Origin of the sequence: Sinorhizobium sp. 6-70, from assembly GCF_030124375.1 — a bacterium.
Lineage (GTDB): Bacteria > Pseudomonadota > Alphaproteobacteria > Rhizobiales > Rhizobiaceae > Sinorhizobium.
This window is the reverse complement of record NZ_JASKLS010000003.1, coordinates 396255-418202: the sequence shown is the minus strand read 5'-3', so window position 1 is coordinate 418202 and position 21948 is coordinate 396255. Positions and strand designations below refer to the sequence as shown.

The 21948-nt window shown below is 61.2% G+C and carries 21 protein-coding genes; 8 read left to right on the top strand and 13 right to left on the bottom strand.

The annotated features are described in order from the left end of the window. Positions 1-67 precede the first annotated feature (67 nt). From QN222_RS09090 to QN222_RS09050, 9 genes are all read right to left on the bottom strand, one after another. On the bottom strand, positions 68-817 hold the full coding sequence (locus QN222_RS09090) for a GntR family transcriptional regulator (RefSeq protein ID WP_283964951.1): 750 nt from the start codon (positions 815-817) through the stop codon (positions 68-70). Between the two features lie 247 nt (positions 818-1064). Further along, a complete protein-coding gene (gpmI, locus tag QN222_RS09085) occupies positions 1065-2591 on the bottom strand; it encodes a 2,3-bisphosphoglycerate-independent phosphoglycerate mutase (protein WP_283964950.1) in 1527 nt (508 codons plus the stop codon). A 29-nt stretch (positions 2592-2620) separates the two neighbouring features. After that, positions 2621-3583, bottom strand: a complete 963-nt coding sequence (locus tag QN222_RS09080; protein WP_283964949.1) for a LysR family transcriptional regulator — start codon at positions 3581-3583, stop codon at positions 2621-2623. Positions 3584-3620: 37 nt separating this feature from the next. Continuing rightward, positions 3621-5126, bottom strand: a complete 1506-nt coding sequence (locus QN222_RS09075) for an ethanolamine ammonia-lyase reactivating factor EutA (RefSeq protein WP_284005375.1) — start codon at positions 5124-5126, stop codon at positions 3621-3623. A gap of 158 nt (positions 5127-5284) precedes the next feature. Further along, on the bottom strand, positions 5285-6511 hold the full coding sequence (locus QN222_RS09070) for a hypothetical protein (protein WP_283964948.1): 1227 nt from the start codon (positions 6509-6511) through the stop codon (positions 5285-5287). Positions 6512-6808: 297 nt separating this feature from the next. Then, complete coding sequence (locus QN222_RS09065; protein ID WP_283964947.1) at positions 6809-7816, bottom strand: tripartite tricarboxylate transporter substrate binding protein; 1008 nt, start codon at positions 7814-7816, stop codon at positions 6809-6811. A 157-nt stretch (positions 7817-7973) separates the two neighbouring features. Continuing rightward, on the bottom strand, positions 7974-8978 hold the full coding sequence (locus QN222_RS09060) for a tripartite tricarboxylate transporter substrate binding protein (protein WP_283964946.1): 1005 nt from the start codon (positions 8976-8978) through the stop codon (positions 7974-7976). A 203-nt stretch (positions 8979-9181) separates the two neighbouring features. Continuing rightward, positions 9182-9709: a tripartite tricarboxylate transporter TctB family protein gene (locus QN222_RS09055; RefSeq protein ID WP_283964945.1), complete on the bottom strand. Its 528-nt coding sequence runs from the start codon at positions 9707-9709 to the stop codon at positions 9182-9184. Continuing rightward, the gene (locus tag QN222_RS09050) at positions 9706-11217 is read right to left on the bottom strand and encodes a tripartite tricarboxylate transporter permease (RefSeq protein ID WP_283964944.1); all 1512 of its coding nucleotides are present in this window, start codon (positions 11215-11217) and stop codon (positions 9706-9708) included. Before QN222_RS09050 ends, QN222_RS09055 begins: the two co-directional genes overlap by 4 nt. A gap of 599 nt (positions 11218-11816) precedes the next feature. Between QN222_RS09050 and QN222_RS09045 the strand changes: the two genes are divergently transcribed. The 4 genes from QN222_RS09045 (at position 11817) to QN222_RS09030 (ending at position 15121) form a co-directional block, all read left to right on the top strand. Beyond that, positions 11817-12404, top strand: a complete 588-nt coding sequence (locus tag QN222_RS09045) for a chromate transporter (RefSeq protein WP_283964943.1) — start codon at positions 11817-11819, stop codon at positions 12402-12404. Continuing rightward, positions 12397-12936: a chromate transporter gene (locus QN222_RS09040; protein WP_283964942.1), complete on the top strand. Its 540-nt coding sequence runs from the start codon at positions 12397-12399 to the stop codon at positions 12934-12936. The genes QN222_RS09045 and QN222_RS09040 overlap by 8 nt, the downstream gene beginning before the upstream one ends. A gap of 218 nt (positions 12937-13154) precedes the next feature. Then, a complete protein-coding gene (locus QN222_RS09035) occupies positions 13155-14021 on the top strand; it encodes a phosphate ABC transporter substrate-binding protein (RefSeq protein ID WP_283964941.1) in 867 nt (288 codons plus the stop codon). Positions 14022-14080: 59 nt separating this feature from the next. Next, entirely contained in the window at positions 14081-15121 is a 1041-nt protein-coding gene (locus tag QN222_RS09030) for an amidohydrolase family protein (RefSeq protein ID WP_283964940.1), read from the top strand. Between the two features lie 63 nt (positions 15122-15184). On the opposite strand, the gene QN222_RS09025 is transcribed toward QN222_RS09030, so the two are convergent. Then, complete coding sequence (locus QN222_RS09025) at positions 15185-15478, bottom strand: hypothetical protein (RefSeq protein WP_284005373.1); 294 nt, start codon at positions 15476-15478, stop codon at positions 15185-15187. A gap of 161 nt (positions 15479-15639) precedes the next feature. Between QN222_RS09025 and QN222_RS09020 the strand changes: the two genes are divergently transcribed. The 3 genes from QN222_RS09020 (at position 15640) to QN222_RS09010 (ending at position 18472) form a co-directional block, all read left to right on the top strand. Then, positions 15640-16749, top strand: coding sequence for a zinc-binding dehydrogenase (locus QN222_RS09020; protein ID WP_180942466.1), 1110 nt, complete (start codon positions 15640-15642; stop codon positions 16747-16749). A gap of 29 nt (positions 16750-16778) precedes the next feature. Further along, positions 16779-17456: an RraA family protein gene (locus QN222_RS09015; protein ID WP_283961450.1), complete on the top strand. Its 678-nt coding sequence runs from the start codon at positions 16779-16781 to the stop codon at positions 17454-17456. Between the two features lie 137 nt (positions 17457-17593). Further along, positions 17594-18472 carry an alpha/beta hydrolase gene (locus QN222_RS09010; RefSeq protein ID WP_283961451.1) on the top strand — a complete coding sequence of 293 codons (879 nt, stop codon included), beginning with the start codon at positions 17594-17596 and terminating at the stop codon, positions 18470-18472. An 81-nt stretch (positions 18473-18553) separates the two neighbouring features. On the opposite strand, the gene QN222_RS09005 is transcribed toward QN222_RS09010, so the two are convergent. Next, on the bottom strand, positions 18554-19489 hold the full coding sequence (locus QN222_RS09005) for a LysR family transcriptional regulator (RefSeq protein ID WP_283961452.1): 936 nt from the start codon (positions 19487-19489) through the stop codon (positions 18554-18556). A 164-nt stretch (positions 19490-19653) separates the two neighbouring features. On the opposite strand from QN222_RS09005, the gene QN222_RS09000 reads away from it, so the two are divergent. After that, positions 19654-20250 carry a HupE/UreJ family protein gene (locus tag QN222_RS09000; RefSeq protein ID WP_283961453.1) on the top strand — a complete coding sequence of 199 codons (597 nt, stop codon included), beginning with the start codon at positions 19654-19656 and terminating at the stop codon, positions 20248-20250. Between the two features lie 186 nt (positions 20251-20436). On the opposite strand, the gene QN222_RS08995 is transcribed toward QN222_RS09000, so the two are convergent. After that, positions 20437-20640, bottom strand: coding sequence for a hypothetical protein (locus QN222_RS08995; protein WP_283961454.1), 204 nt, complete (start codon positions 20638-20640; stop codon positions 20437-20439). A gap of 193 nt (positions 20641-20833) precedes the next feature. Continuing rightward, entirely contained in the window at positions 20834-21769 is a 936-nt protein-coding gene (locus QN222_RS08990) for an ABC transporter substrate-binding protein (RefSeq protein WP_180942472.1), read from the bottom strand. Positions 21770-21948: the final 179 nt, after the last annotated feature.

Below are 21948 nucleotides of genomic sequence, written 5' to 3'. Positions count from 1 at the left end.
GTGACACTCCCTCTCCGGCATCACGATAGATAGAAAATACCAGAATACAACCAGTTTATGACTGGTATCATCGTTGCAGCTCGAACACGAAATCGTAGACATCGCCCTTGTAGCGCGTCTCGCAGTATTCGACGATCTGACCATCACCGAGAAAACAGCGCCGCTCGGTGATCAGCAGCGGCGCGCCGGGGTCGCAATTGAGGTGCTGGGCATCCTCCTCGCTAGCTGCTCTCGATCGCATTCTCTGGATCGCGCGCTGAGGCAGAAAGCCACGCGCCTCCAATGCCTCGTAGAGGGAATCGCCGACGAGATCCGGAGACGGCAAGAAGCGAGCCGGTACCGCGGAAATCTCGACTGCGATCGGCGCGGAATCGGCGGTTCGAACCCGTTTCATGCGAACGACATTGGTGTTTCCGGCAACACCCAATGCCATCATCTCGGCCGGCGAAGGCCGGCTTATCTGCTTGGAAAGCCAGATACATCCGGGCGTCAGTCCGCGTGCGCGTATGTCCTCGGAAAAGCTCGTCAGCGTCGACAGGGATTTTTCAACGCGCGACCCAACTTCCGTGCGGAAGCCATGCCGGCGATTGAGCAATCCCTCCTCTTCAAGCAAGGCGAGCGCTTTTCGCACGGTCACGCGGGAGAGCGAAAATGCATCGGCAATAACGCGCTCGCCCGGTAGGGCTGCACCCGCTCTCAAAGCGTTGGAGCGGATTGCGGCCTCGATCGCCGACTTCAGTCGCTTGTAGAGCGGCGAACCGGGAGCCGCGCCGGTAAGTTCCCTGCCGACCAGTTCGATGAAGATATCGGTTTCCATTGCCGCTCCATGCAAATTGAACCGCCTGCGGATTTCATCCACAAACGCCAGCTGGAGCTATACTGGTATTATCCTCCTAGCGCAATTCCAGGAAATGTGTGTAACGGTTTTCGGTCCGGAATTGCGTAGTTTGAACGAGTTAGATCATTTCAGCGTTTCAATGAAACAATGAAATGATCTAGCGCAAATCCGCCGATGCGCCGGCGCGGAATTCACTGCTGCGCCGCCACGTCTTTTCCGCGGGAGATCATCGATCCGAAAAAAGCGCTCTGCCCGTCATGGCCTCTGGCTGCCGGATCCCCATAAGCGTCAAAGTGGTGGGGGCGACGTCGGCGAGAATACCATCGCGCAGGCGCACGTCACTTGACGAACCAGATAGCAGGACCGGCACCGGATTAGTGGTATGAGCCGTGTGCGGCTCCCCGTTTTCGGGATCAATCATCATCTCGCAGTTGCCGTGATCGGCGATGACCAGCATCGACCCGCCCGCGCGCGCAACGGTCGCGTCGATTTCGCCGAGCGCGCCGTCGACCATCTCCACGGCGAGAATGGCCGCATCGAGCTTGCCGGTATGACCAACCATATCGGGATTGGCGAAGTTGACGACCACCAGGTCGTAGTCCCCGCTCTCGATCGCGGCAACGACCTTCGTCGTCAGTTCCGGGGCCGACATGGTGGGCTGCAGGTCGTAGGTGGCCACCTTGGGCGAAGGTACGAGCGTCCGCTCCTCCCCTTCATGCGGAGCCTCGCGCCCACCGTTCAGAAAATACGTGACGTGAGGGTATTTTTCCGTTTCGGCGAGATGGATTTGCGTCTTCCCCGCTTTCGCGACAGTCTCGCTCAATCCCTCGTCGAGGCGTTGCGGTGGAAACAGCGTCCCCATAGAGGCGTCGAGTTCTGATCCGTACGAGACCATTCCGACGGAGATCGACAGATCCGGCCTCCTGCCCCGATCAAAGCCATCAAAATCGGGAAGCGTCAGGGCCGCAAGAATCTCACGCACGCGATCCGATCGGAAATTCGCACAAAGAACCGCGTCGCCGTCGCGAATGCCGGCATAATCGCCGACGACGCTCGGCGGAATGAATTCGTCCGTCTTTTCCTCGGCCGCGGCAAGCGCGATCGCCTGCTCTGCCGTGCCGGCACGCACCCCCTTGCCTAGAGCGATCGCCTCGTAGGCGAGCCTGACCCGATCCCAGCGGCTGTCCCTGTCCATTGCAAAGAAGCGGCCGCTGACCGTGGCAACGACAGCACTGTCCGGAAGCTTCCAAGCGAGTTGGCGGAGATACGGCGCCGCCTGCCCCGGTTGCGTATCACGGCCGTCGGTAAAGGCATGAATAACCGGGCGCACGCCGAGGCTCGCGAGCTCCCGGGCGGCCGCCGCGACATGGTCCATGTGGGAATGCACGCCGCCTGGAGACACGAGGCCGAGGATATGGCATGCGCCCCCCGTCCGCCTGAGCGCATCCGGCAGCCCGCTTTCGGCGAGCAGATCGCGCAGGGTGCCGTCTGCGATCGCGGCATCGATGCGCGGCAGCTCCTGCATCACGATGCGCCCCGCTCCGATGTTCAGATGTCCCACTTCGGAATTGCCCATCTGCCCCTCGGGCAAGCCGACAGCGGGGCCATGCGTCGTGAGAAACGCATGCGGACAGGTCGCCCACAAACGATCGAAGTTCGGCGTGTTCGCGAGCAGGACGGCATTGCCCTCCGCTTCTTCGCGCCAGCCCCATCCGTCCATGATCATCAGGACAGTCGGTTTCTTCTTAGCCAAGGTAACCCCCTATCGCTTAAGTCCCGGGATCATTCCGCGCCCGGCCGCATCGCGTCCTTCAGCCGCGCCTCCAGGATCGCCAGGAAAGCCCGAAGCTTCTTCGGGACAAAACGGCTGCGCGGATAAAACGCCTTGATCACGCGGCGCGAGACGATCTCGCCGTCGAATACGGAAAGAAGTCTTCCGGCCCGGATTTCCTCGACCACGCTGTAAAGCGGAAGCCGGGCAATGCCGGCCCCCTGGAGAGCCGCAAGGACGATCGCGCTCTCGAAATTCGAATGAAATGTGCCGTCCACCTGCACGGTGATCTCCTCGTCGTCGAAGCGTGCGCTCCAGGTACGCGGATCGGGCTTCTGCGTCGTATGGATCAGGCAGTTGTGTTCTCGAAGGTCGGCCGGCTTGTGCGGTCTCGGCCGCTCGGAGAAGTAGGAAGGCGCGGCGCAAATGACATAGGCCGCGGGACCGAGCTTGCGCTCGAAAAGACCGGTGTGAAAGGATTCGTCGTCATCGAAATCGCGGCTGCCGATCACGACGTCCACGCCGCGTTCCATGAGATTCACCGAGTAGGCGCTGACGGTGAGCTCGACCTTGATCGAAGGATATCGCGCGTTGAAATCGACGATTGCCGGTGCGACGAGCGCCTGGCCGACGCCCGGCGTGCTGTGAACCCGCAGCGTGCCGATCAATTCGCTGCTGAGCCCGCTCGCATCCGCCTTCGCGGCGTCGATCTCGGCAAGGATGCGCGTGCAATGGTCGAAGAAGACACTCCCCGCATCGGTCAGGAAGACGGCATGGGTCGAGCGGTTAAGCAGGGTGAGCTTCAGCGCCTCCTCGAGTTGGGAGACGTGCTTGCTCATATAGGACGGCGACTTCCCAAAGATCTTTGCGGCGGTGGTGAAGCTGCCATGCTGCACCACGCGCGTGAAGATCACGATGTCGTTGAGATCGAGCCCGTCAAAGCTCGATCTCGGCATGTCGGAAGACTTGATCATCTCCGGCGTCTTGGCACAACTCTGCGCCGGGGACAATTCAAGAAAAGAGCAGCGACTTGATAACAACGGGAATAACCCCCGGCGGGTTCATAAACTCGCCGAGATCGACGAAATCCAGATCCTTGAGCCGCACGCCGTCGATGGAAATCAGGTGTGACCGGACGCCGAGCTCCCGATCGAGAATCCGGCCTATCGTCTGACCAACGTCGCCATCGATCATCAGCACCAACAACTCCTTGCGCTCGCCCTCTGGCGCGGCAACCATCTTGATCGCTTTGGCCATGGCGAGCAGGCGCGGGTAGTCCGGCGACCCGGTCCAGGAAAAAGCAAGGGCCGTCATCGCCGAAACATCGTGATCCTGCCTGGCAGCGCTCTCACGGAATGCAGCGGCGATTTCCTCCGGATCGAGCTCTTCGGAAAGCGCCTTTCCTAGATGGACCACAGGGATATTGTGTTTCGGCAAAGCGTCGGCGCCGTTCATATAGAGCGTCTTGCCGCTCACCTGCACGGTGAACTGCGAGGCGCCGATGACGGTCGCCCGGATGCGCTGCCCGGCATCGACGATCGGTATCTCGATGCGCGGCTTCAACTGCGCCACGATCTCGTCGGCGAGATCCCGCGCTATATCGCCATGATCATTCGGCTCGTAGTCGAAAATGTATTCCGAGACGCCACCGGAAAAGGTGATGTAAGTGGGCTGGACCGGGCGTTCGAGAGGTTCCGTCAGCAGGAGGCGCTGGCCGAGCGCGTCGAGCGGCTCGCCGAGAATTTCATCGACTGCGATCGCGGCCAGGCGCTTTGCAATGGCGCGGCGGTTCTCGGGGTTGGCAATCGTCGCGGGATCCGTGCCGAGCCCGAGTTCGTCGGCAACGATCCGGGCCGAATCGTCAATGCGCGACCAGGTGCCTTGGGCATCCTGCGCCAGCAGCCGTCCGCCAACGGCAAAGGCGGCAACGCTTATGATTTCTCCCTTGTCGATCAAGGCAAGCTTTGTCGTGCCGCCACCGATATCGACATGCAGGCCGCAGGCGTCCCTTTTCTTCGAGAGAGCGGTTGCGCCCGAACCATGGGCCGCGAGCATGCATTCGAGCTTGTGGCCGGCGGTCGCACAGACGAAGCGTCCGGATTCGTTTGCAAAGATCTCGTCAATCGCCCGCGCGTTCTTTCGCTTGATCGCCTCGCCGGTCAGAATGACGGCGCCGGTGTCAATGTGGCTGCGCTTGTAACCCGCGTCGTGATAGCAGTGCTGAAAGAAGTGCCTCAACTCGTGCGCATCGATCGTCCCGTCCGGCAAAAACGGCGTCAGCAGGATCGGCGAGCGCCAGACCACGCGCCGATCGACGACGACGAAACGGCTGGAAAGATCGTCCGTCTCCCGCCGCAGGACGACATTCGCAAACAAGAGGTGAGACGTGGAGCTGCCGATATCGATGCCGACCGTCAACAGATCGACGGTTTCCTGTTTCCACAGCCAGTCCGCGATCTGCTGACGTTCGCTGTCAGACAGATTGTCATGCTCGTGGTCGAAATCGAGATCGTGCACGCAACTCCTCCTTCCGCTACAGCGCCGCGCACATCGAACGCGCAAAGACGCTGTAGCACCATGAACTGCTGCATGATTTTGTCCTTAAGGCGGTTCCGATTTAAGGAATCATGCAGTGAAGCCGGGCCTCCTGCCCGGCTGGTCCCGCCTGCCGCGCCTTACGTCGCCGGACCGGCAAGGATCGGCGTCTGGATGACGCCCGTCAGGCTTTCCTTCGGCAGGGCCATGATCGCCGGCTCATCGAAGATGTCGCCCATCGCCGACGGCACACCGGTCTTCTGCAACTCCTCGAGGAACTTGCGGTGTACGCGCGGATCCTGATCCTCGTATTCGATCTGCCGTCCGCCGTCCTTGACCGAAGTCGCACCGCCGCCTTCCGCACTCTTGCGGCGCAGCGAGATGAACGGGTAGCGCCGGCTGCCGAGGCTGCAGGCGACGTAGCGCGCCGGCTGATCGCAGGTGTTGAAATGCTGATGGTACATCCAGAACGGCGGCGTATACATGAAGCCGTGGCGCCACGGAATTTCCTTGAACTCGGAGTCTCCCTCGTACCACATCAGCGAGTATCCCTCGCCGTCGACGGCGTGCACGTGCGTTCCGGCGGCGTGGCGGTGGGCCTTCTTGTAGCGGCCGACCGGCATCTGCGAAACGTGGGAATGCATCGTTCCGTCAGCCAGCACGAAATTGACGTTGAGCGATCCCTTGCCGCGTCCCTCGAATTCATAGAGCTTGAAGCTCGTCAGATCGTGGACGAAGTTGGTTTCCCAGATGTTCTGCACCTTGCGCGCCGATTCCAAGCCATAGGAATAAAGTGCGCCTTCGCCTTCGAAATGCTTGGCCTGGCCGATGCGGTCCTTGAAGGCGAAGTCGTTGTCGAAGACGAAATCGAGGTTGTGGTAGAGATTGATGGTCAGCGGGGCATTGTTCGTGCAGGAGAGGCGCACCGTGTCGACACCGGAACCGTTGTTGAACTGGTAGAGGCAGTTCAACGGGATCGCAAAGAGCGCCTTCGGCCCCCACTCGAAGGTGCGGACCTCGCCGTTCGGAAGCCATACGGTCGTCGAACCATAGCCTGACAGGACATAGAAGAAGGCTTCGTAGAGGTGCTTGACGGGGCGCGTCTTGCGGCCAGCCAAGACTTCGATGACATAGTTCGCCATGAAGTCGCCCATGCCATGCGTATGTGCGAAGCAGCCGCGTGCGTCGTAGCGATCCCATGGCCCTGTTTCGAGCGCAAGCAGATCGTGCCCGAGATCGAAATGGATCGGGATTCCCTCGCCCTTGGACCAATCCTTATAGGGGTCGACAAGGAACTTGGTGTTGCCGGGATCCGGAACCGCAACCGGTTCACCACTGAGCGGCGTTGTATCGACTGTACTGGCCATCTGGTTCACTTTCATTTCGCTTTGTCGTTCCGCATTCGGCGCGAACTATGAGTCTTTTGTGCCGGCATCGGTAGTGTGTTTTCGGAAAAGGCGTTTTCCCGACACACTATACGTCACGCCTCTTCTCGGGCATGAAAGAGCCATGCAACACTTTGAATTGCCGACAAATTTTTTCCTTGAATCGGCTCCGATTCCAGGAATGGCGCCGGCATCACGCGAGGCGTCGATGGCGCGCAACTTCTGGCGCCGCCAGGTGAACGGGCGGCGGCAAGACCGCCGCCCGCAAAGCCGCTAGGCTCAGTTCCGCGACAGGAGGGCCTCTTTCAGAAACTCAACGATCTCGGGCGTCTGGTCCAGTGCCGCCTTGACCGTTACTGCCACGTCGTCGCCGACCTTCGGATCCACCGGCAGGCTGAGAGACTTGGCTTTCTCCAGGAATTCCGGATCGGACGTGGCGGCATTATAGGCGTCGCGCAGCGCCTTCAACCGGTCTTCCGGAATGCCGTTCGGACCCGCCGTCAGGCGAGAAATGTTGCTTTGCGAGGCTACCAGCGCAATGACCTTCTTGGCATCTGCATCATCGACCAGCGAGGCGAGCTGCGGCACGTCCGTCTCCGAACCGCCGATCTGGGCGATGATGCGGCCATTGCCCTCATCCACGAACTGTTGGAACGAGGAACGCGAGGCAATGATCCCCTGCACTTCGCCCCGTCGCAAGGCAAGTTGGTCGTCGCTGCCGTTGTATCCGGACACGATCTGGATCGGCAGATGGAGCGCATTGACCAGCATCGTGGTCTCGATCGTCGAGGCGCTGCCAACACCGGCAGAAGCAAAGCGGATCGGCTCCTTCAGCGCCTTGAGCTGCTCGTAGCTCTCGATGCCGGAATCCTTGCTCACGACGATGACGCGCGGGTCGGAGGCGACCTTTCCGATCCAGGACATGTCCGCGAGGTCGAACTTGATGCCGGGGTCACCGCCGAGCTGGCCGTAGATGAGCCCGGTGTTGAAGGTACCGAAAGTCAGCCCATCCGGCTCGGAAGCGTAAATATAGTTCGCTCCAATGAGGTGGCCGGCGCCGGGCATGTTCTGGACGACGAAGGTCGACCCCGGCAGGTACTTCTGCATGAACTGCGCCACGAGACGACCATTGGTGTCGTAGCCGCCGCCAGGGCCGGTCGCGACGATGTAGTTGACCGTCTTGCCGTTGAAGAACTCCTTGCCTTCCTGCGCCCAAGCGGCGGCCGTCGAGATCGTAAGCAAAGCCGCAGTCGCGCAAGCGGCCATGCGAATTGAATGCCATTTCATTGATTTTCCTCCCAGTTGAAGCTTGAAAATTCGATAGAGCGGGATGAGGAAAAGTGTGCGCGGTTTTCCGCCCGCATCCCGCTCTAACTTATTAGAATCGATCACGTTTTATGACTTTGGGTCGATTCGACCCAAAGTCATTGTGATCTGGTGCGCATCAGCCTTCGCTGAGCGCCTCTTTCAATACGTTGATGACCTCCGGAGCCTGGTCCAAAGCCTTCTCGACCCGCGTTCCGACCTCGTCGCCGACTGCCGGATCGACGGGAAGGCCGAGTGCACGCGCTTTCTCGACGAATTCCGGGTCGGTCGTAGCAGCCTTATAGGCGTCGCGAAGGGCCTTCAGGCGCTCCTCCGGGATCCCGGCCGGGCCGGCGGAAAGCCGCGAGATCCCGCTCTGCGACTCGATCAGGCCGACGACTTGCTTTGCCGTGGCGTCGTCGACCATCGAAGAGAGTTGCGGTACGTCCGTTTCGGTGCCGCCGACTTGCGCGATGAAACGCCCCTTGCCCTCATCGACGAACTGCTGAAATTCCGACCGGGATCCGATCACGCCCTGGACCTCGCCGCGCATCATCGCGAGCTGGTCCTCGTTGCCGTTATAGCCCGAAACCACCTGGATCGGCAGTTTGAGCGCCTTGACGAACATCGTCGCCTCGATCATCGAGGCGCTTCCCTTTCCGGCGGTAGCGAATTTGACCGGCTCCTTCAGCGCTTTCAGCTGTTCGTAGCTTTCGATCCCGGATTCCTTGGTGACGAGAATGATGCGCGGGTCGGATGCAACCTTTCCGATCCAGGACATCTTCGTCAGGTCGAACTTGATGTTCTGGTCGCCGCTGAGCTGACCGTAGAGGAGCCCGGTGTTGAAGGTGCCGAAGGTCAGACCGTCTGGTTCGGAGGCATAGATGTAGTTCGTGCCCAGCAGATGGCCGGCTCCAGGCATGTTCTGCACGACGAAGGTCGAGCCTGGCAGGTATTTCTGCATGTATTGCGCAACAAGACGTCCGTTGGTGTCGTAAACGCCACCGGGCGCCGTCGCGACGATGTAGTTGACGGTCTTGCCGTTGAAGAACTCGACGCCGTCCTCGGCCAAGCCGAGACCGGGCCACAGTGCCGACAGGATCGCGGCACCCGATACCGCGATGCGAAGTGTTTGAATTCCCATTAATTCCTCCCTTTGCCTTGCGGCGTAAGCTGCCCGCTCTTGCGGACACCCGGTTTCCGATAATGTCTGCAAGCGGCAAACCAACCCCGCTCACGGCGGCGCTGCCAACGTGAATCCATCCTTGCAGTGCGTTTGGTGTTTCTTTTTGGGCGCGCGCCCCGCAAGGCGCGCATTTTTTCGAACCGCCTCCTCGCGGATCCTGATCAGGCTGCCCCGATCCCGATTATTTGCACCAGCCAGGGTGTTACGAAGCCGGGATGGAGCTGGATGTGCAGGAGTGCGCCGAACATCAGGTAGAGCACCAGCGTCGCTGCTGCCGCCAACGAGAAGGCGAACCGCCACGAGGCCTCGGCTTCCCGACGGAGGAAGGTCAACAGCAACACGGGCACGCTCACATAAAACCCGACGGTGAGGATCCCGGCGACAAAGGCCACGAAATAGATCCACATCAGGATCTCCTGCGAGACCGTGTGCGGCCCGAACTCCGGCAGCTCCGGCTCCAGACCGGCCTGTTGTGCCAGACCGGCGCGGGGTGCACCGTGGTATGCGCTCTTCGAGGACGGCATCAAATCGATGCCGAGTTGGACGAGGCAGAGTGCGATAGCCGGCAGACCGACGATCAGGGGCATGAAGCGCGCCTTAGCTGGAAATTCCATCGAGAGGGCCACCATGACGACGAAGAAGGCGAGCATGACGATGGTGAGCCATGTGCTGAAGGAAAGATTCTTCACGTGTTGATCTCCACGCTAGGCTGGCGATTGCCGGGCCGGAAATTGCGGTAGAAGGCGTAGACCATCAGCGCGACGATCATGCCGATCAGGACCAGCGACATCGGGCGCAGGAAGAAGGAGTAACCCCACAACTGAAGCGCCTGGTGCAGCGACGCTTCCGCCTGGCCGCCGAGAACGAGGCCGATGACGAAGGGCGAGCGCGGCCAGCCGGCCCGCTGGAAGCCGTAGCCGATCGCGCTGAAGAGCACGAGGACCACGAGGTTCTGCCACTGCACATCGCTGACGAAGCAGCCTATCGTCACGAAGACGAGGATGAAGGGCGCCAGCATGCGACCATTGACGAAGGTCAGAACCGCGAGCCAACGACAGACGACGAGCAGCATGGCGACGGCAATGAGGTTGCCCACGACCAGCGCCCAGATCAGCGTCCAGACCAGATCGAGATGCTTGGTGACCATCATCGCGCCGGGCTGGATGCCCAGGATGAGGAAGGCGCCAAGCAGCACGGCCATGCCGGAACTGCCCGGGATGCCGAAGAAGAGGGTCGGTAGCAGCGAGCCGCCTTCCTTGCCGTTGCTCGCGGTCTCCGGGGCGATGACGCCCTCGATCGCGCCCTTGCCAAAGCGCTCCGGCGTCTTCGAGCTTTGCACCGCATGGCCATAGCAGAGCCATGCCGCAGTCGAGCCGCCGAGACCGGGAACCATCCCGATGACGGAGCCGATGACCGAGGTGCGGACCACGAGCCACCAGTGACGCGGGACCTCCATGACGCCTGAAAACAGCTGCCTATAGGAGAAGGCCTTGTCCATCGGCACGGCCGAGATCGAACCACCCTTGGTGGCAAGAGCAAGCATTTCCGGTACGGCGAACATGGCGAGCACCGCGGTGACGAGGCTGACGCCGTCCCACAGGAAAAGCATGTCGCCGGCATAGCGCGGCGTACCAGTGATCGGATCCATGCCGATCGTCGACAGCATGAGACCGTAGAAGCCGACGATCAGGCCTTTGACGATCTTGCTGCCGCTCGCCAGGAAGGCGATGAAACTGATGCCGAGAAGGGCAATCAGGAAGAACTCGGCGGGGCTGAACATCAGGATGACCGGTTCCAGCACCGGAATCATGATCGCGAAAACGACCGCACCGATGATGCCGCCGACACCGGAGGCGGTAATACTGGCACCGAGCGCGCGCGCCGCCTGTCCCTGCTTGGCGAGTGGATAGCCGTCAAGCGTGGTTGCCGCATCATCACCATCGCCTGGGATGCCGAACATGATGCTCGATATCTGGCCGCTGGTGCCGTTGACGGCGTGCATGGTCAACAGGAAAACAGCGCCTGCCACCATGTCCATGCCATAGACGAAGGGAATCGCCATGGCGATGGAGAGCTTGCCTCCGATGCCGGGCGTCACGCCGACGAGCAGTCCAAAGACGACCGCGATCAGCATGAGACCCATGGTGTGGGGGGTGCTCACAAGATTAAAGAGCGCCCCGAACATAGTCTCGATCATTTCTGGTTCCAATCCTCCCGTAGAATGGAGTTCCCGCCGATCAGATCGCGGCTCCATCGGGCAATCACTTGCGAACTCCTCCTGCAGACAGGGCGATTGCCATCATTCGCGCTGGCCCCCTGCCTGTCGCGTGGTTTCATTAGTGCCATCGCTGTGACCTTTGTCCAAAGCAAAAAATTATGCTTAGTCCAACAGTTTTCGCGCGGACAGAATTTGGAACGGCGATCAAGGTTTCCGCGGCAGGCACGCGCAACCATACGTTTATGCTTTTGATATCACGGTTATTTCCTTTGTTTAGAAAGTAATAATTCGCATTGGACCGGCCATCCCGCCGTCTCTTTGGTTGTGACGCGGTCCAGGCGAGCCAGGCTTAACGGGACCATTCGGCCGACATGTTTTGCACACACGGATCGCACCGATAAATTTTTCTTACTACGCAGCTAAGACGAAATGGCATGGACTTTCCGCGGCTTACGCCACTAGCATGCCGATGCTCACAGGCGCGCAGGGCAAGCGCGCCGCGCCAATCGCACCTCTATTCAATTGCTCTCCCCACGGCTTCGGACTGCCGAGGGGAGCTTGCGGCTATCGGAGTACCAATGGACAAACCTGTCGGCGACATCGGCATGGAGAGGGACGAGAATGTGACCTCTCTTGCGCTGCTCGCTTCGTTTCTGCGGCTCGGCGCCTCCTCTTTCGGAGGCGGCATGGCCGGCTGGACCCATCGCGAGATCGTCGAACGGCGCGGCTGGTTGACCGACGACGAGTTCCTCAAGACATTGACGGTGGCCCAGGTCATGCCGGGCGCCAATCCGGTCAACCTCGCCGTCTATATCGGCCTCAAATTGCGTGGCGTTGCCGGTGCCTGCATCGCGCTCTTCGGCATGGTGCTGCCTGCCTTCGCGGTGATCCTAGCTATGAGCTTCATCTATCAGCAGCTGAGGTCCCATCCCGAGGCGCAGGCGGTGCTGCGGGGGCTCGCCTGTGTTGGCATCGCCTCTTCATTGACAATGGGGATCAAAACCGCCCGCCGACTCAAAGCAAATGCACTGCCTATACTTATGGCGCTGGCCGTCTTCCTGATGGTTGGCGTTTTGCGCTGGCCACTCGTCGCCGTCGTCGCGGGCAGCATTCCCGTCAGTGTTGCCGCAACATTCTGGATCGAACGGGAGAAATCACGTGATTGACGACAAGCTGCTCAATCTGATTCTCCTCTGCATCCCGCTGTCCCTGGTTTCCTTCGGTGGTGGCCAGACGATCGTGGCGAGCCTCCAGCATGAGACCGTCGATGTCCTGCATCTGCTGAGCGGCCCGCAGTTTACCGATCTTTACGCCATTTCGCGCGCAGCCCCTGGCCCCGGCACTTTGATCGTGGCGCTGATCGGGTGGGAGGTCAACGGCCTGTTGGGGGCGGTCCTCGCGACACTCGCGATATTCATTCCCTCGTCCATCCTGCTCTGCATCCTGGGCAGCTATTGGCAGCGCCATCGTCGCTCCGCCTGGGCGATTGCCGCGGAAAAGGGGCTCGCGCCCGTCGCTGTCGGCCTGATTTTCGCCGGCGTTTTCGCGGTCGCCCAGTCGGCCAGGTTCACGCCGCTCGAAATGGCAACGTCCCTTGGCGCGATTGCGGTCTTGATGACGACGAAGACCGGCCCCTATCCTCTCCTTGGATTTGTCGGCGTCAGCTATTTTCTGCTGAGCCTCGCCGGAATGGCCTGATCCTATCGAAAGCCCGTGCGTTTCGCGTGCGGCGGCCTCACCGGCCGCGGTCGAGGCCGTGCGTCGTCCGGATTGGCTGCCGCTGCATCACCCCCGAACCTGATGAAAGATAAAAATCTACTGGGGCGCGATTGACCCGAGGGTGATTCACAGTATGATACTTAAATCAGAACATCGTTCCGCATAAAGGAACGCTAATTGAGGGGGTAAGAACGCAAATGGCCGAACCACTGGTTTTGCGGACCGCCGTCGGCAAACACGACCACGTCAAGCCTCTGAAGGATGGCAGGGTGCGATCGAGCCGGGTAACGCTCGAGTTCCAGGAATTCGACCCGCTGCCCAAGGCCTTCCGCACGATGGTGCGCGGCGGCGACCTCGATCTTTCGGAAATGGCGATCGTCACGCATCTCCTGGCGCATCACTACGGGAAGCCGATCACCGGCCTTGCTGTGCCGCTCTGGAGCCGGCTGCCGCATACCAACCTCGTCTGTCCCGTCGAATCGAAGGTCGAAGGGCCGCGTGACCTGGAAAACACAAAGGTCGGCGTGCGCGCCTATGCGCAGACCTCCGGCGTCTGGGTCCGCGGCATCCTGCAGCATGAATACGGCGTCGACCTCAACAGCATCACCTGGGTCACCATGGAGGATGCGCATTTGAGCGAATACGACGACCCGGCCATCGCGGTACGCAATCAATCGGAGATGGCCCTGCGACCGCTGATGCTTGCAGGCGAGCTTTCCGCGATCATGGGTGAACGCGAGGTCGATCCGGCAGGGATCCGCAGTGCCATCCCCGATGCCGAGAAGGCTGCGAAGGACTGGATTGCCGCAACCGGCATCGTTCCGATCAACCACGTGCTGACGGTCAAGACTGCGCTGACGGAAGAGCACCCGTGGCTCGCCGGCGAGTTGATGGAGTTGTTCGACGAGGCGCGGCGCGTCGCCGAAGCCGACGGCGCGGCACCGCCTCCGCCTTACGGGCTGGAGGAAAACCGCCGATCGCTGCAACTCGCCTTTGCCTATTCGGCCGAGCAGCAGATCACGCCCCGCGTCTATGACGTGGATGAACTTTTCCCTTCGATTTGAGGCTTGAGGACGTGGCGGACAAACTCCGCCCTCGCCCTTAGCAGCATAAGGATGCCGCCATGATCATCGACATTCACGGACACTACACGACGGAGCCGCAGGCGCTCCACCAGTTCAGGGACAAGCAGCTCGCCGGCCTTGCAGACCCGATGCGCCGCCCGCTCACGTCGGACCTCGGGATCACCGACGAGGTGCTGCTGAAATCGGTCGAACCGCAGCTCAAGTTCCAGAAGGAGCGCGGAAGCGACCTGACGATCTTCTCGCCGCGCGCCGCCGGCATGGCCCACCACGTCGGAACCGAAGCCATCAGCAAGCAATGGTCGGCGATGTCGAACGACCTGATCTATCGGATCTGCAGCCTGCTGCCCGACAATTTCGCCGCCGTCGGGCAATTGCCGCAGCATCCCGGTGCGCCACCAAAGAACTGCATTCCCGAGCTTGAGCGCATCGTCAACGAACTCGGTTTCGTCGGCGTCAATCTCAATCCCGATCCGTCGGGCGGCTACTGGACCGATCCGCCGCTCACCGACCGGCAGTGGTACCCTCTTTACGAGAAGCTCTGCGAGCTCGAGGTACCGGCGATGATCCATGTCACATCGTCGTGCAATCCGTGTTTCCACCACACCGGCGCGCATTACATCAACGGCGATACCACCGCCTTCATGCAGTTGATCCAGGGCGATCTCTTCAAGGATTTCCCGACGCTGAAGTTCGTCATTCCGCACGGAGGCGGCGCGGTGCCGTTCCATTGGGGGCGCTATCGCGGGCTTGCCCAGGAGATGAAGAAACCGCTCCTCTCGGAGCACCTTCTGAACAACGTCTTTTTCGACACCTGCGTCTATCACTATCCGGGCATCGAGCTGATGGCCAAGGTCATCCCGGTCGACAACATTCTCTTTGCGTCCGAGATGCTCGGCGCGGTCAAGGGCATCGATCCGGAAACCGGCCATCACTACGACGACACGAAACGCTACATCGACCAGCTTGAAGCGCTCGACGAGGACAGCCGCTACAAGATCTTCGAAGGCAACGCCCGCCGCGTCTATCCGCGGCTCGATGCCCAGCTCGCAAAGCGCGGGCGGCCTTCGCGGGCAGCGTGACACGTCATGGGAGGCGTCTCACCCATCATCGACCGCTGTCCGCTGGCCCAAAGCTCGGTCGCTTCAGCAGCAGGACCCGTCGTCGTCCGAGATGATCGCGTTCTTCATCCAGAACGGCGGCAGGTCGTCCTCCCGAACTTCGACGGCACGTTTGAAAACCTTGAACTGGTGGCGCCGGTCGGGCGCCGTCCAGAAGGCGACCACCGTTTCGAGCGGCGGGCATCCCGGCAGGCCGCAGGCGATCTCCGACACCATGATCGCGACATCGTCGGGAAGCGCGAAGCGCTCGCGCGTCCAGGCCTTCACCTGGCGGATGGCGGCGAGATGTTCGGGTTTCGAAGCAGCGGTCTTCAGCATGATTTTGAACCAGTCGCGCCGGCGCCAAGGCCTGGGGCGATCCCTCTCTACATAGGGCGCCGCGGTCGCGCCTGTCAAAAACGAATTCGGAAAAACCAGCCGGACCGGAACGCCATGCCATGCATCCGGCCGGATCGACAGTACTCGAAAGGAACAAAGATATGACGGAACAGGTCCTCGCGGCGGTCCGCACCGGTCCGGGCAAAATGGAGATGCGGGAATTCCCCATGCCCGACATCCCGGAGGATGCGGCACTCCTGAAGATGGAAGTGGCCGGCATCTGCGGCACGGACGTGAAGCTCTTCAAGAGCCCGCCCAATAATGCGCCCACCATCATGGGCCACGAGAACATCGGCTATATCGCCAAGGCCGGCCGCGAGTTCACCCGTCGCAAGGGCTTCAAGGAAGGCGACCTTGTGTTCGTCGAGCACTACGTCATGTGCGGCAAGTGCCAATGGTGTCACCAGGGACAGTATCGCCATTGCGAAAACACCGACTGGCGCAACAATCCGGATGGCATCCGTTACGGCTATACCTCGGCCGAGCGCGCACCGCATCTGTGGGGCGGTTTTGCGCAATATGTCTACCTGCCGTGGAACGCTGTCGTCCACCGCGTGCCGAAGGGCGTGACGCCGGAACTCGCTGGTCTCGTCACGCCGATGGCGAACGGTGTGGAGTGGTCGCTCTTCGACGCAGGCGTCGGCTACAACTCCACCGTCCTCATTCAAGGGCCGGGCCAGCAGGGTCTGTCGCAGACAGTTGTCTGCAAGCAGGCAGGCGCATCGCTGATCATCGTTACGGGGACCTCCAAGGACGCCGCCCGCCTCGAGGTCGCGAAGACCCTTGGCGCTGACTACGTCATCGACGTGCAGAAGGAGGATCCGCTTCAACGCATCATGGAGATCACCGGCGGCAAGGGCGTCGACATCTCGCTGGACTGCACGGCCGGCGCCGGCACGATCCCGATCCTCCTCGGTGTCGAGGCACTGAAGCGCAAGGCCGGCACGATCCTCGTGCAGGGCGAGATGAAGGAGTTCCCGAATTTTCCGCTCGAGAAGGTGACGACGAAGGCGATCACCATCAAGAGTGCACGCGGTCACAGCTATCTCGCCTGCGAACTGGCGCTCGAGCAGATCGCATCGAACCGCTTCCCGCTCGAGAAGATCACCACGCACCGCTTCGGCCTCAAGGACGCCGACCTGGCAATCAAGTCCGTCGGCGGACAGGGCGTGCCGGACGTCATTCACGCATCGCTGATGCCGTGGATGTGAGCCGTGGCGATCAAGGGAGGAACAGGCAGATGACACTCGGATTCAGGATCGTTGAGCGCCGACGGCGCGTCAGTGCGGCAATGGTCGAAAAGTTTCTCGACTTGCCGGTAGCCAACGTCAGCGACGTCATGTCCCGCATGACGGCGGGCGGGGCGGCCCTCAGGCCGCTCCACGCCTCTAGCGTGCTTGCCGGCGCGGCCTTCACAGTGAAGACGCGGCCGGGCGATAATCTGATGATTCACAAGGCGCTGCTGATGGCCGGCCCCGGCGACGTCATCGTGGTCGATGCGGGCGGCGATCTCACCAACGCTCTCGTCGGCGAGCTCATGCTCTCCCACGCAAGGGCGATCGGGGTCACGGGCGTCGTGATCAATGGCGCCGTCAGGGACTACGGCTGGATCAAGACCAATACCTTCCCGGTCTTCGCCGCCGGCATCACCCATCGAGGCCCCTACAAGGATGGACCGGGCGAGATCAACGTTCCGATCTCCCTTGGCGGAATGATCATCGAACCGGGCGATCTGATGCTCGGCGATGACGACGGCCTCGTCTGCATACCGTTCGACCAGGTCGAGGAAGTCTACGCCCAGGCAAAAGCCAAGAATGAAGCGGAAGCGAAAACGCTAGCGAACACGCTCGCCGGCAAGCTCGACCCGAAGCTCTGGGTGGATGAAAGCCTGAAGAAGCTCGGCTGCGAAGGCGTTTGATGCGCCCTGCCGGGCGCAACACGTTCAGGAGCCGCTTGGTCCGACGCGTCACCGTGCCTTCCAAGGCACGGTCCGGAGGCTCGCGTATGCCAAGCGGCTTTGAAAAGTATGATGCGCCGTTTCGAGGAGGAATGAACATGGCAATAACAACGATCGACGGCATCGCGACACGCTACGAGGTACTGGGCTCGGGCCCACCGCTGCTGATGTATTCGCCCGGAGGTTTCGATGCGACTATCGAGAAATGGCGGACGCAGGGCATCTATGCCGAGATCCAGTTCCTGGAACAACTGCCTCAGCATTTTACCTGCATCACTTTCGACCGGCGCGAGACCGGCCAGTCCGGCGGCCGCGTCGAGCGGGTGACCTGGTCGGACTACGTCAGACAGGGCAAGGGCCTGCTCGACCATCTCGGTATCGACAAGGCCTATCTGATGGGCGGCTGCATGGGCTGCAGCGTCGTCGCCGCCTTTGCGGCCGAGCTTCCCCAATCCGTGCTCGGCATAGTGCTCTTCTGGCCGGTCGGCGGCGCGCGTTACCGCATTGCGGGCCATCAGCGCTTCGCCGAGCACCTGGCTTTCGTCCACCAGAACGGACTGGAGGCGGTCGTCGCACTGGCGAAAGAGAGCAACAAGGCCTTTGGCGCCGATCCTCGCGGCGGGCCCTGGGTCTCGGTTCTCAGGCACGATCCGGAGTTCACGGAGCGTTATGTCCGGCAGAACGTCGATCACTACAAGGCGATCCTCGCGAGCATGCCGAGAACGCTGCTCGATAGAGACACCTCGCCCGGTGCCGAACCGGAGGACCTGTTGCGCCTGAATATCCCGACCCTGATCATCCCCGGGGCGGACGCTTCCCACGCGACATCGGCCGCGCGGTACCTCCAGGAATGCATCCCCGGATCGCAATATTGGGACGTTCCCGTCTCTGAGCAAACATCCGCCGCCACCAACGCGCGCGTGATCGAATTCCTCCGCAAGACGGAAGAGTCGCGCAATGCAGCGCCGCGCGTCTAATCAGACCCGCAAGGGTCGCTATAAAACTTCCAATTGCTGGCTGGTGTAGGCGATAAGCAGCGAGCAAGCGGTCCCCAACGATCAGGGGGCCGCATCCTCCGCGGCCAAGAGGTCCGGCAGGAATTCCTTCCCCTGGGTCGCGAGAAAGTCCTCGAAGGCGGCAATGACCGGCGTCATGGCACGATCGGTCCGGCTGACAGCAAACCATTGCCGGCGGATCGGCAGACCGACGACATCGAGGATCGTCAGTTCGCCGGCCTGAACCTCGGCGGCGACGCTGTGCGCCGCAAGAAAGGCGACGCTGGTATCCGCCATCACCGCCCGTTTGATATCCTCGATCGATTCCATCTCCGTGTTGGGGCCATCGGCCCTTCCGGGAATTTCGCTCATGAACCGGTCAAAGAAGTTGCGTGTGGCGGAGTCCGGGCTGCGCAGGAAGAAATGCTCACGCGCAATTTCCGCCTTCGAGATAGCCTGCCGCTTGGCAAGCGGATGATTGGGCGCGCTGACGACGACCAGCGAATGCTCCCCGAAAACCGCCGCGCGCACCGAGAATTCCCGCGGCGGGCGCCCGAGCAGCGCGACGTCGATCGTTCTATTCTTCAAGCGCTCGACCGTTTCAGCGCGGCGGTCGATGAAAAGCTCGAGGTCGATGTCGGGATAGGCGCTCGAAAAGGCGGCGACCATCGGTTTTGCGAAGTACTTGACCGTCGAGACCGCCCCAACGGCGATGTGCCCGCGCTTCACACCCTTGAAGGCGTCGAGCTCTGTTTCCAGCAATGAAAGCCGATCTTCGATGTCGCGTGCGGCGGCCAGAACCGCGTGCCCGGCTTCCGTCGGAAACATCCCATGGGCCATGCGCTCGAACAGCTGCACGCCGGCTTCCGCCTCGATCTGCTTCAACTGCAAGGTGACGGCCGGAGCGGTCAATCCGAGCGCTTTCGCAGCGCCGACGATCTTGCCGTGCACCTCGATCGCTCGTATCGACTTCAACTGCCGAAACGTGATATTTTTCATGCGGGGAGCATAAAAAAACTTAACGCGCACGTAAAGAGATTAAAATTTACTTTCGTGCGTAGATGGTTGATTTTCAACGTAGCAGGTTCGCCCCAATGAGATCCGCACAGGTACCGAGCGGTTGGCATCTGCAAAATCGTTCGCAACATCAAGGGAACTGAAAGATGAAAGCAGCAATCAAAAGCGGTCTGCTGGCATTGGCTGCCGTAGCGCTACCGGCCGTAGCCCATGCTCACACCGGCGTCGGCGCGGCAGGCGGCCTGGCACACGGCTTCATGCACCCGGTCGGCGGCCTGGACCATATCCTCGCCATGGTCGCCGTCGGCACATTCGCCTCCATTCTCGGCGGTCGCGCCCTCTGGCTCGTCCCGGCAAGCTTCGTGCTGATGATGGCCGCGGGCGGCATCCTGGGGATCGAAGGCATCGCCGTGCCGTTTGTCGAGATCGGCATCGCGGCGTCTGTAATCGTACTTGGCCTTGCGGTCGCGCTTCGCTGGAACCCGCCGACCGCCGTTGCAATGGGCGTCGTCAGCCTCTTCGCTGTCTTCCACGGCCATGCCCACGGCGCTGAAATGCCGATGGATGCGTCCGGTGTCCAATACGCGCTCGGCTTCATGGGTGCAACCGCATTGCTGCATGTCGCCGGCATCGCACTAGGTCTCGCCCTTGCACGCGTCGGGGCCAAGTCCCATGTCGCAACGCGGCTCGGCGGCAGTGCCATGGCGCTTGCCGGCCTCGGCATCATGACCGGCGTCCTCTAAGGACGGCTTCTGCAAAGGCCCATCGTAATCGGGGCTAGAAACAACAAACGGGCTGCTCGAGGAGCCGCCCGTTTTTCATGTATTCGGAACAATATGTGCGGCGCCACGTGACCTGTTCGCCGGAATCACTTCCCCGCTGCAGTCGTTCATCGCAAGGCAAGCGCTGGTTCGTAAACCGGGACGCCCTTAGCGGCGCTTGAGCGTGCGGCCGAAGGCGGCCTCGTCGATCCCGAGCGTCTGCAGGGCGCCGACGGACGGTTGGCGGCGCTCTCTGGTCGCCATCGCGCATTCATGCGCGGCACTGACCAGGCTCATGCCCTCCATGAACCCGCCGAACATGCTGCGAACCCACTGTGCGTTTGCGGGACGACGTGCTGCGAGCGTTGTCATTTCAATCATCTCTCCGTTGCATACGGAGTAGATATAATGCTGCTTTGCAACAACAAGAAGATCAACGCGAACAGCCCTGCCATGCAGCAACCGCATGGCAGGGCAAGCTCCTCCAGGTCCCCCCGCTAACACCTTAAACGGGTTCAACAAATCTGTGTTCGGCCTGTTTCACCAACCGACGTCGTCTCGGGTCCTAGATGACGAAGCTCTCCATCGTCTCCGGCGCGAAAATCTCCTCCGCGCAAAGCTTCCGCTTCGATAGCCCCTGCTCGTAGGAGTAGCGGAGGAACGTTTCGAGCGTCTCCCGATTCTCTTTGAAGCCGTAGCTCCAGTAGTCGTCACCCATGAGCCGACGCGCTTCCTCGACGTGCGCATTCAGCCACGGCAGCATGACCTTCAGCGCGGCGGTCTCTTCGAGTTCGCGGTAGACGCGCGACTGCGCCTCGGCAAAGGCCTTGTAGAGCGATTGCGCGATCCAGCGGTGTGCCTCGTACACCTCCCGCCGGATGACGATCGTGTGCATGATCGGAAAGATGCTGGTCCGCTTGAAATAAGCACGCTCGATCTCGACGAAGTTCTCGAAGAGACGACGGACACGACCTGTCGGTCCCTCATAGGACGAGGGCTTTCTCGCCGTGTAGAGCGCGTCGATCTCTCCGTCGCGCAGCATCGCCGAGAGTGTTTGCGTCGGACCGATGCGGTTGACACGGATGTGGCCCGGAAGGTCGAGCGGCAGCTTTTCCGGCCGGTTCGGCTGCTCTTCGCCGCCGGCGTAATAGGTGACGTCGTCGACCTTCACGCCATATTCGTCGGAAAGGATGCCGCGTATCCAGACCGGCGCGGTCATCTGATACTCGGGCGTCCCGACGCGTTTGCCGATAAGATCCTTCGGCTCTCGAATGCCCGACGCGGCGTTCACATAGATCGACGAATGCCTGAAGTACCGGGACGGAAAGACCGGAATCGCCACGAAAGGACGCGTCTCGGAGAAGCAGGACATGACGTAGGAGGAAAGCGACATCTCGGCGATGTCGAATTCCCGATGGCGCAGCATGCGAAAGAAAGTCTCTTCCACCGGCATGTTGAGATAAACGAGATCGATCCCGTCGGGCGCGACCGTTCTGTCCATGAGGGGGCGTGTCCGGTCGTAGTTCCAACAACCGAACGACAAACGAAGCGACGAAGTCAGAATAGTCTCCCTAGCACTACCGGGGGGTCAGGAAAGCCTGGGCTAGTCGAGCGCAAGTCCGCGACTTACAAGCGAAAATCCTGGACGGCTCCTCCGCCGTTTCCCGCCGTTTCACATCT

Excerpts from the sequence above, each read along its gene's own strand:
- QN222_RS09090 (WP_283964951.1), bottom strand. The coding sequence starts at position 817 with ATGGAAACCGATATCTTCATCGAACTGGTCGGCAGGGAACTTACCGGC.
- QN222_RS09080 (WP_283964949.1), bottom strand. The coding sequence starts at position 3,583 with ATGATCAAGTCTTCCGACATGCCGAGATCGAGCTTTGACGGGCTCGAT.
- QN222_RS09070 (WP_283964948.1), bottom strand. The coding sequence starts at position 6,511 with ATGGCCAGTACAGTCGATACAACGCCGCTCAGTGGTGAACCGGTTGCG.
- QN222_RS09065 (WP_283964947.1), bottom strand. The coding sequence starts at position 7,816 with ATGAAATGGCATTCAATTCGCATGGCCGCTTGCGCGACTGCGGCTTTG.
- QN222_RS09060 (WP_283964946.1), bottom strand. The coding sequence starts at position 8,978 with ATGGGAATTCAAACACTTCGCATCGCGGTATCGGGTGCCGCGATCCTG.
- QN222_RS09050 (WP_283964944.1), bottom strand. The coding sequence starts at position 11,217 with ATGATCGAGACTATGTTCGGGGCGCTCTTTAATCTTGTGAGCACCCCC.
- QN222_RS09045 (WP_283964943.1), top strand. The coding sequence starts at position 11,817 with ATGGACAAACCTGTCGGCGACATCGGCATGGAGAGGGACGAGAATGTG.
- QN222_RS09035 (WP_283964941.1), top strand. The coding sequence starts at position 13,155 with ATGGCCGAACCACTGGTTTTGCGGACCGCCGTCGGCAAACACGACCAC.
- QN222_RS09030 (WP_283964940.1), top strand. The coding sequence starts at position 14,081 with ATGATCATCGACATTCACGGACACTACACGACGGAGCCGCAGGCGCTC.
- QN222_RS09025 (WP_284005373.1), bottom strand. The coding sequence starts at position 15,478 with ATGCTGAAGACCGCTGCTTCGAAACCCGAACATCTCGCCGCCATCCGC.
- QN222_RS09020 (WP_180942466.1), top strand. The coding sequence starts at position 15,640 with ATGACGGAACAGGTCCTCGCGGCGGTCCGCACCGGTCCGGGCAAAATG.
- QN222_RS09015 (WP_283961450.1), top strand. The coding sequence starts at position 16,779 with ATGACACTCGGATTCAGGATCGTTGAGCGCCGACGGCGCGTCAGTGCG.
- QN222_RS09010 (WP_283961451.1), top strand. The coding sequence starts at position 17,594 with ATGGCAATAACAACGATCGACGGCATCGCGACACGCTACGAGGTACTG.
- QN222_RS09005 (WP_283961452.1), bottom strand. The coding sequence starts at position 19,489 with ATGAAAAATATCACGTTTCGGCAGTTGAAGTCGATACGAGCGATCGAG.
- QN222_RS09000 (WP_283961453.1), top strand. The coding sequence starts at position 19,654 with ATGAAAGCAGCAATCAAAAGCGGTCTGCTGGCATTGGCTGCCGTAGCG.
- QN222_RS08995 (WP_283961454.1), bottom strand. The coding sequence starts at position 20,640 with ATGACAACGCTCGCAGCACGTCGTCCCGCAAACGCACAGTGGGTTCGC.
- QN222_RS08990 (WP_180942472.1), bottom strand. The coding sequence starts at position 21,769 with ATGGACAGAACGGTCGCGCCCGACGGGATCGATCTCGTTTATCTCAAC.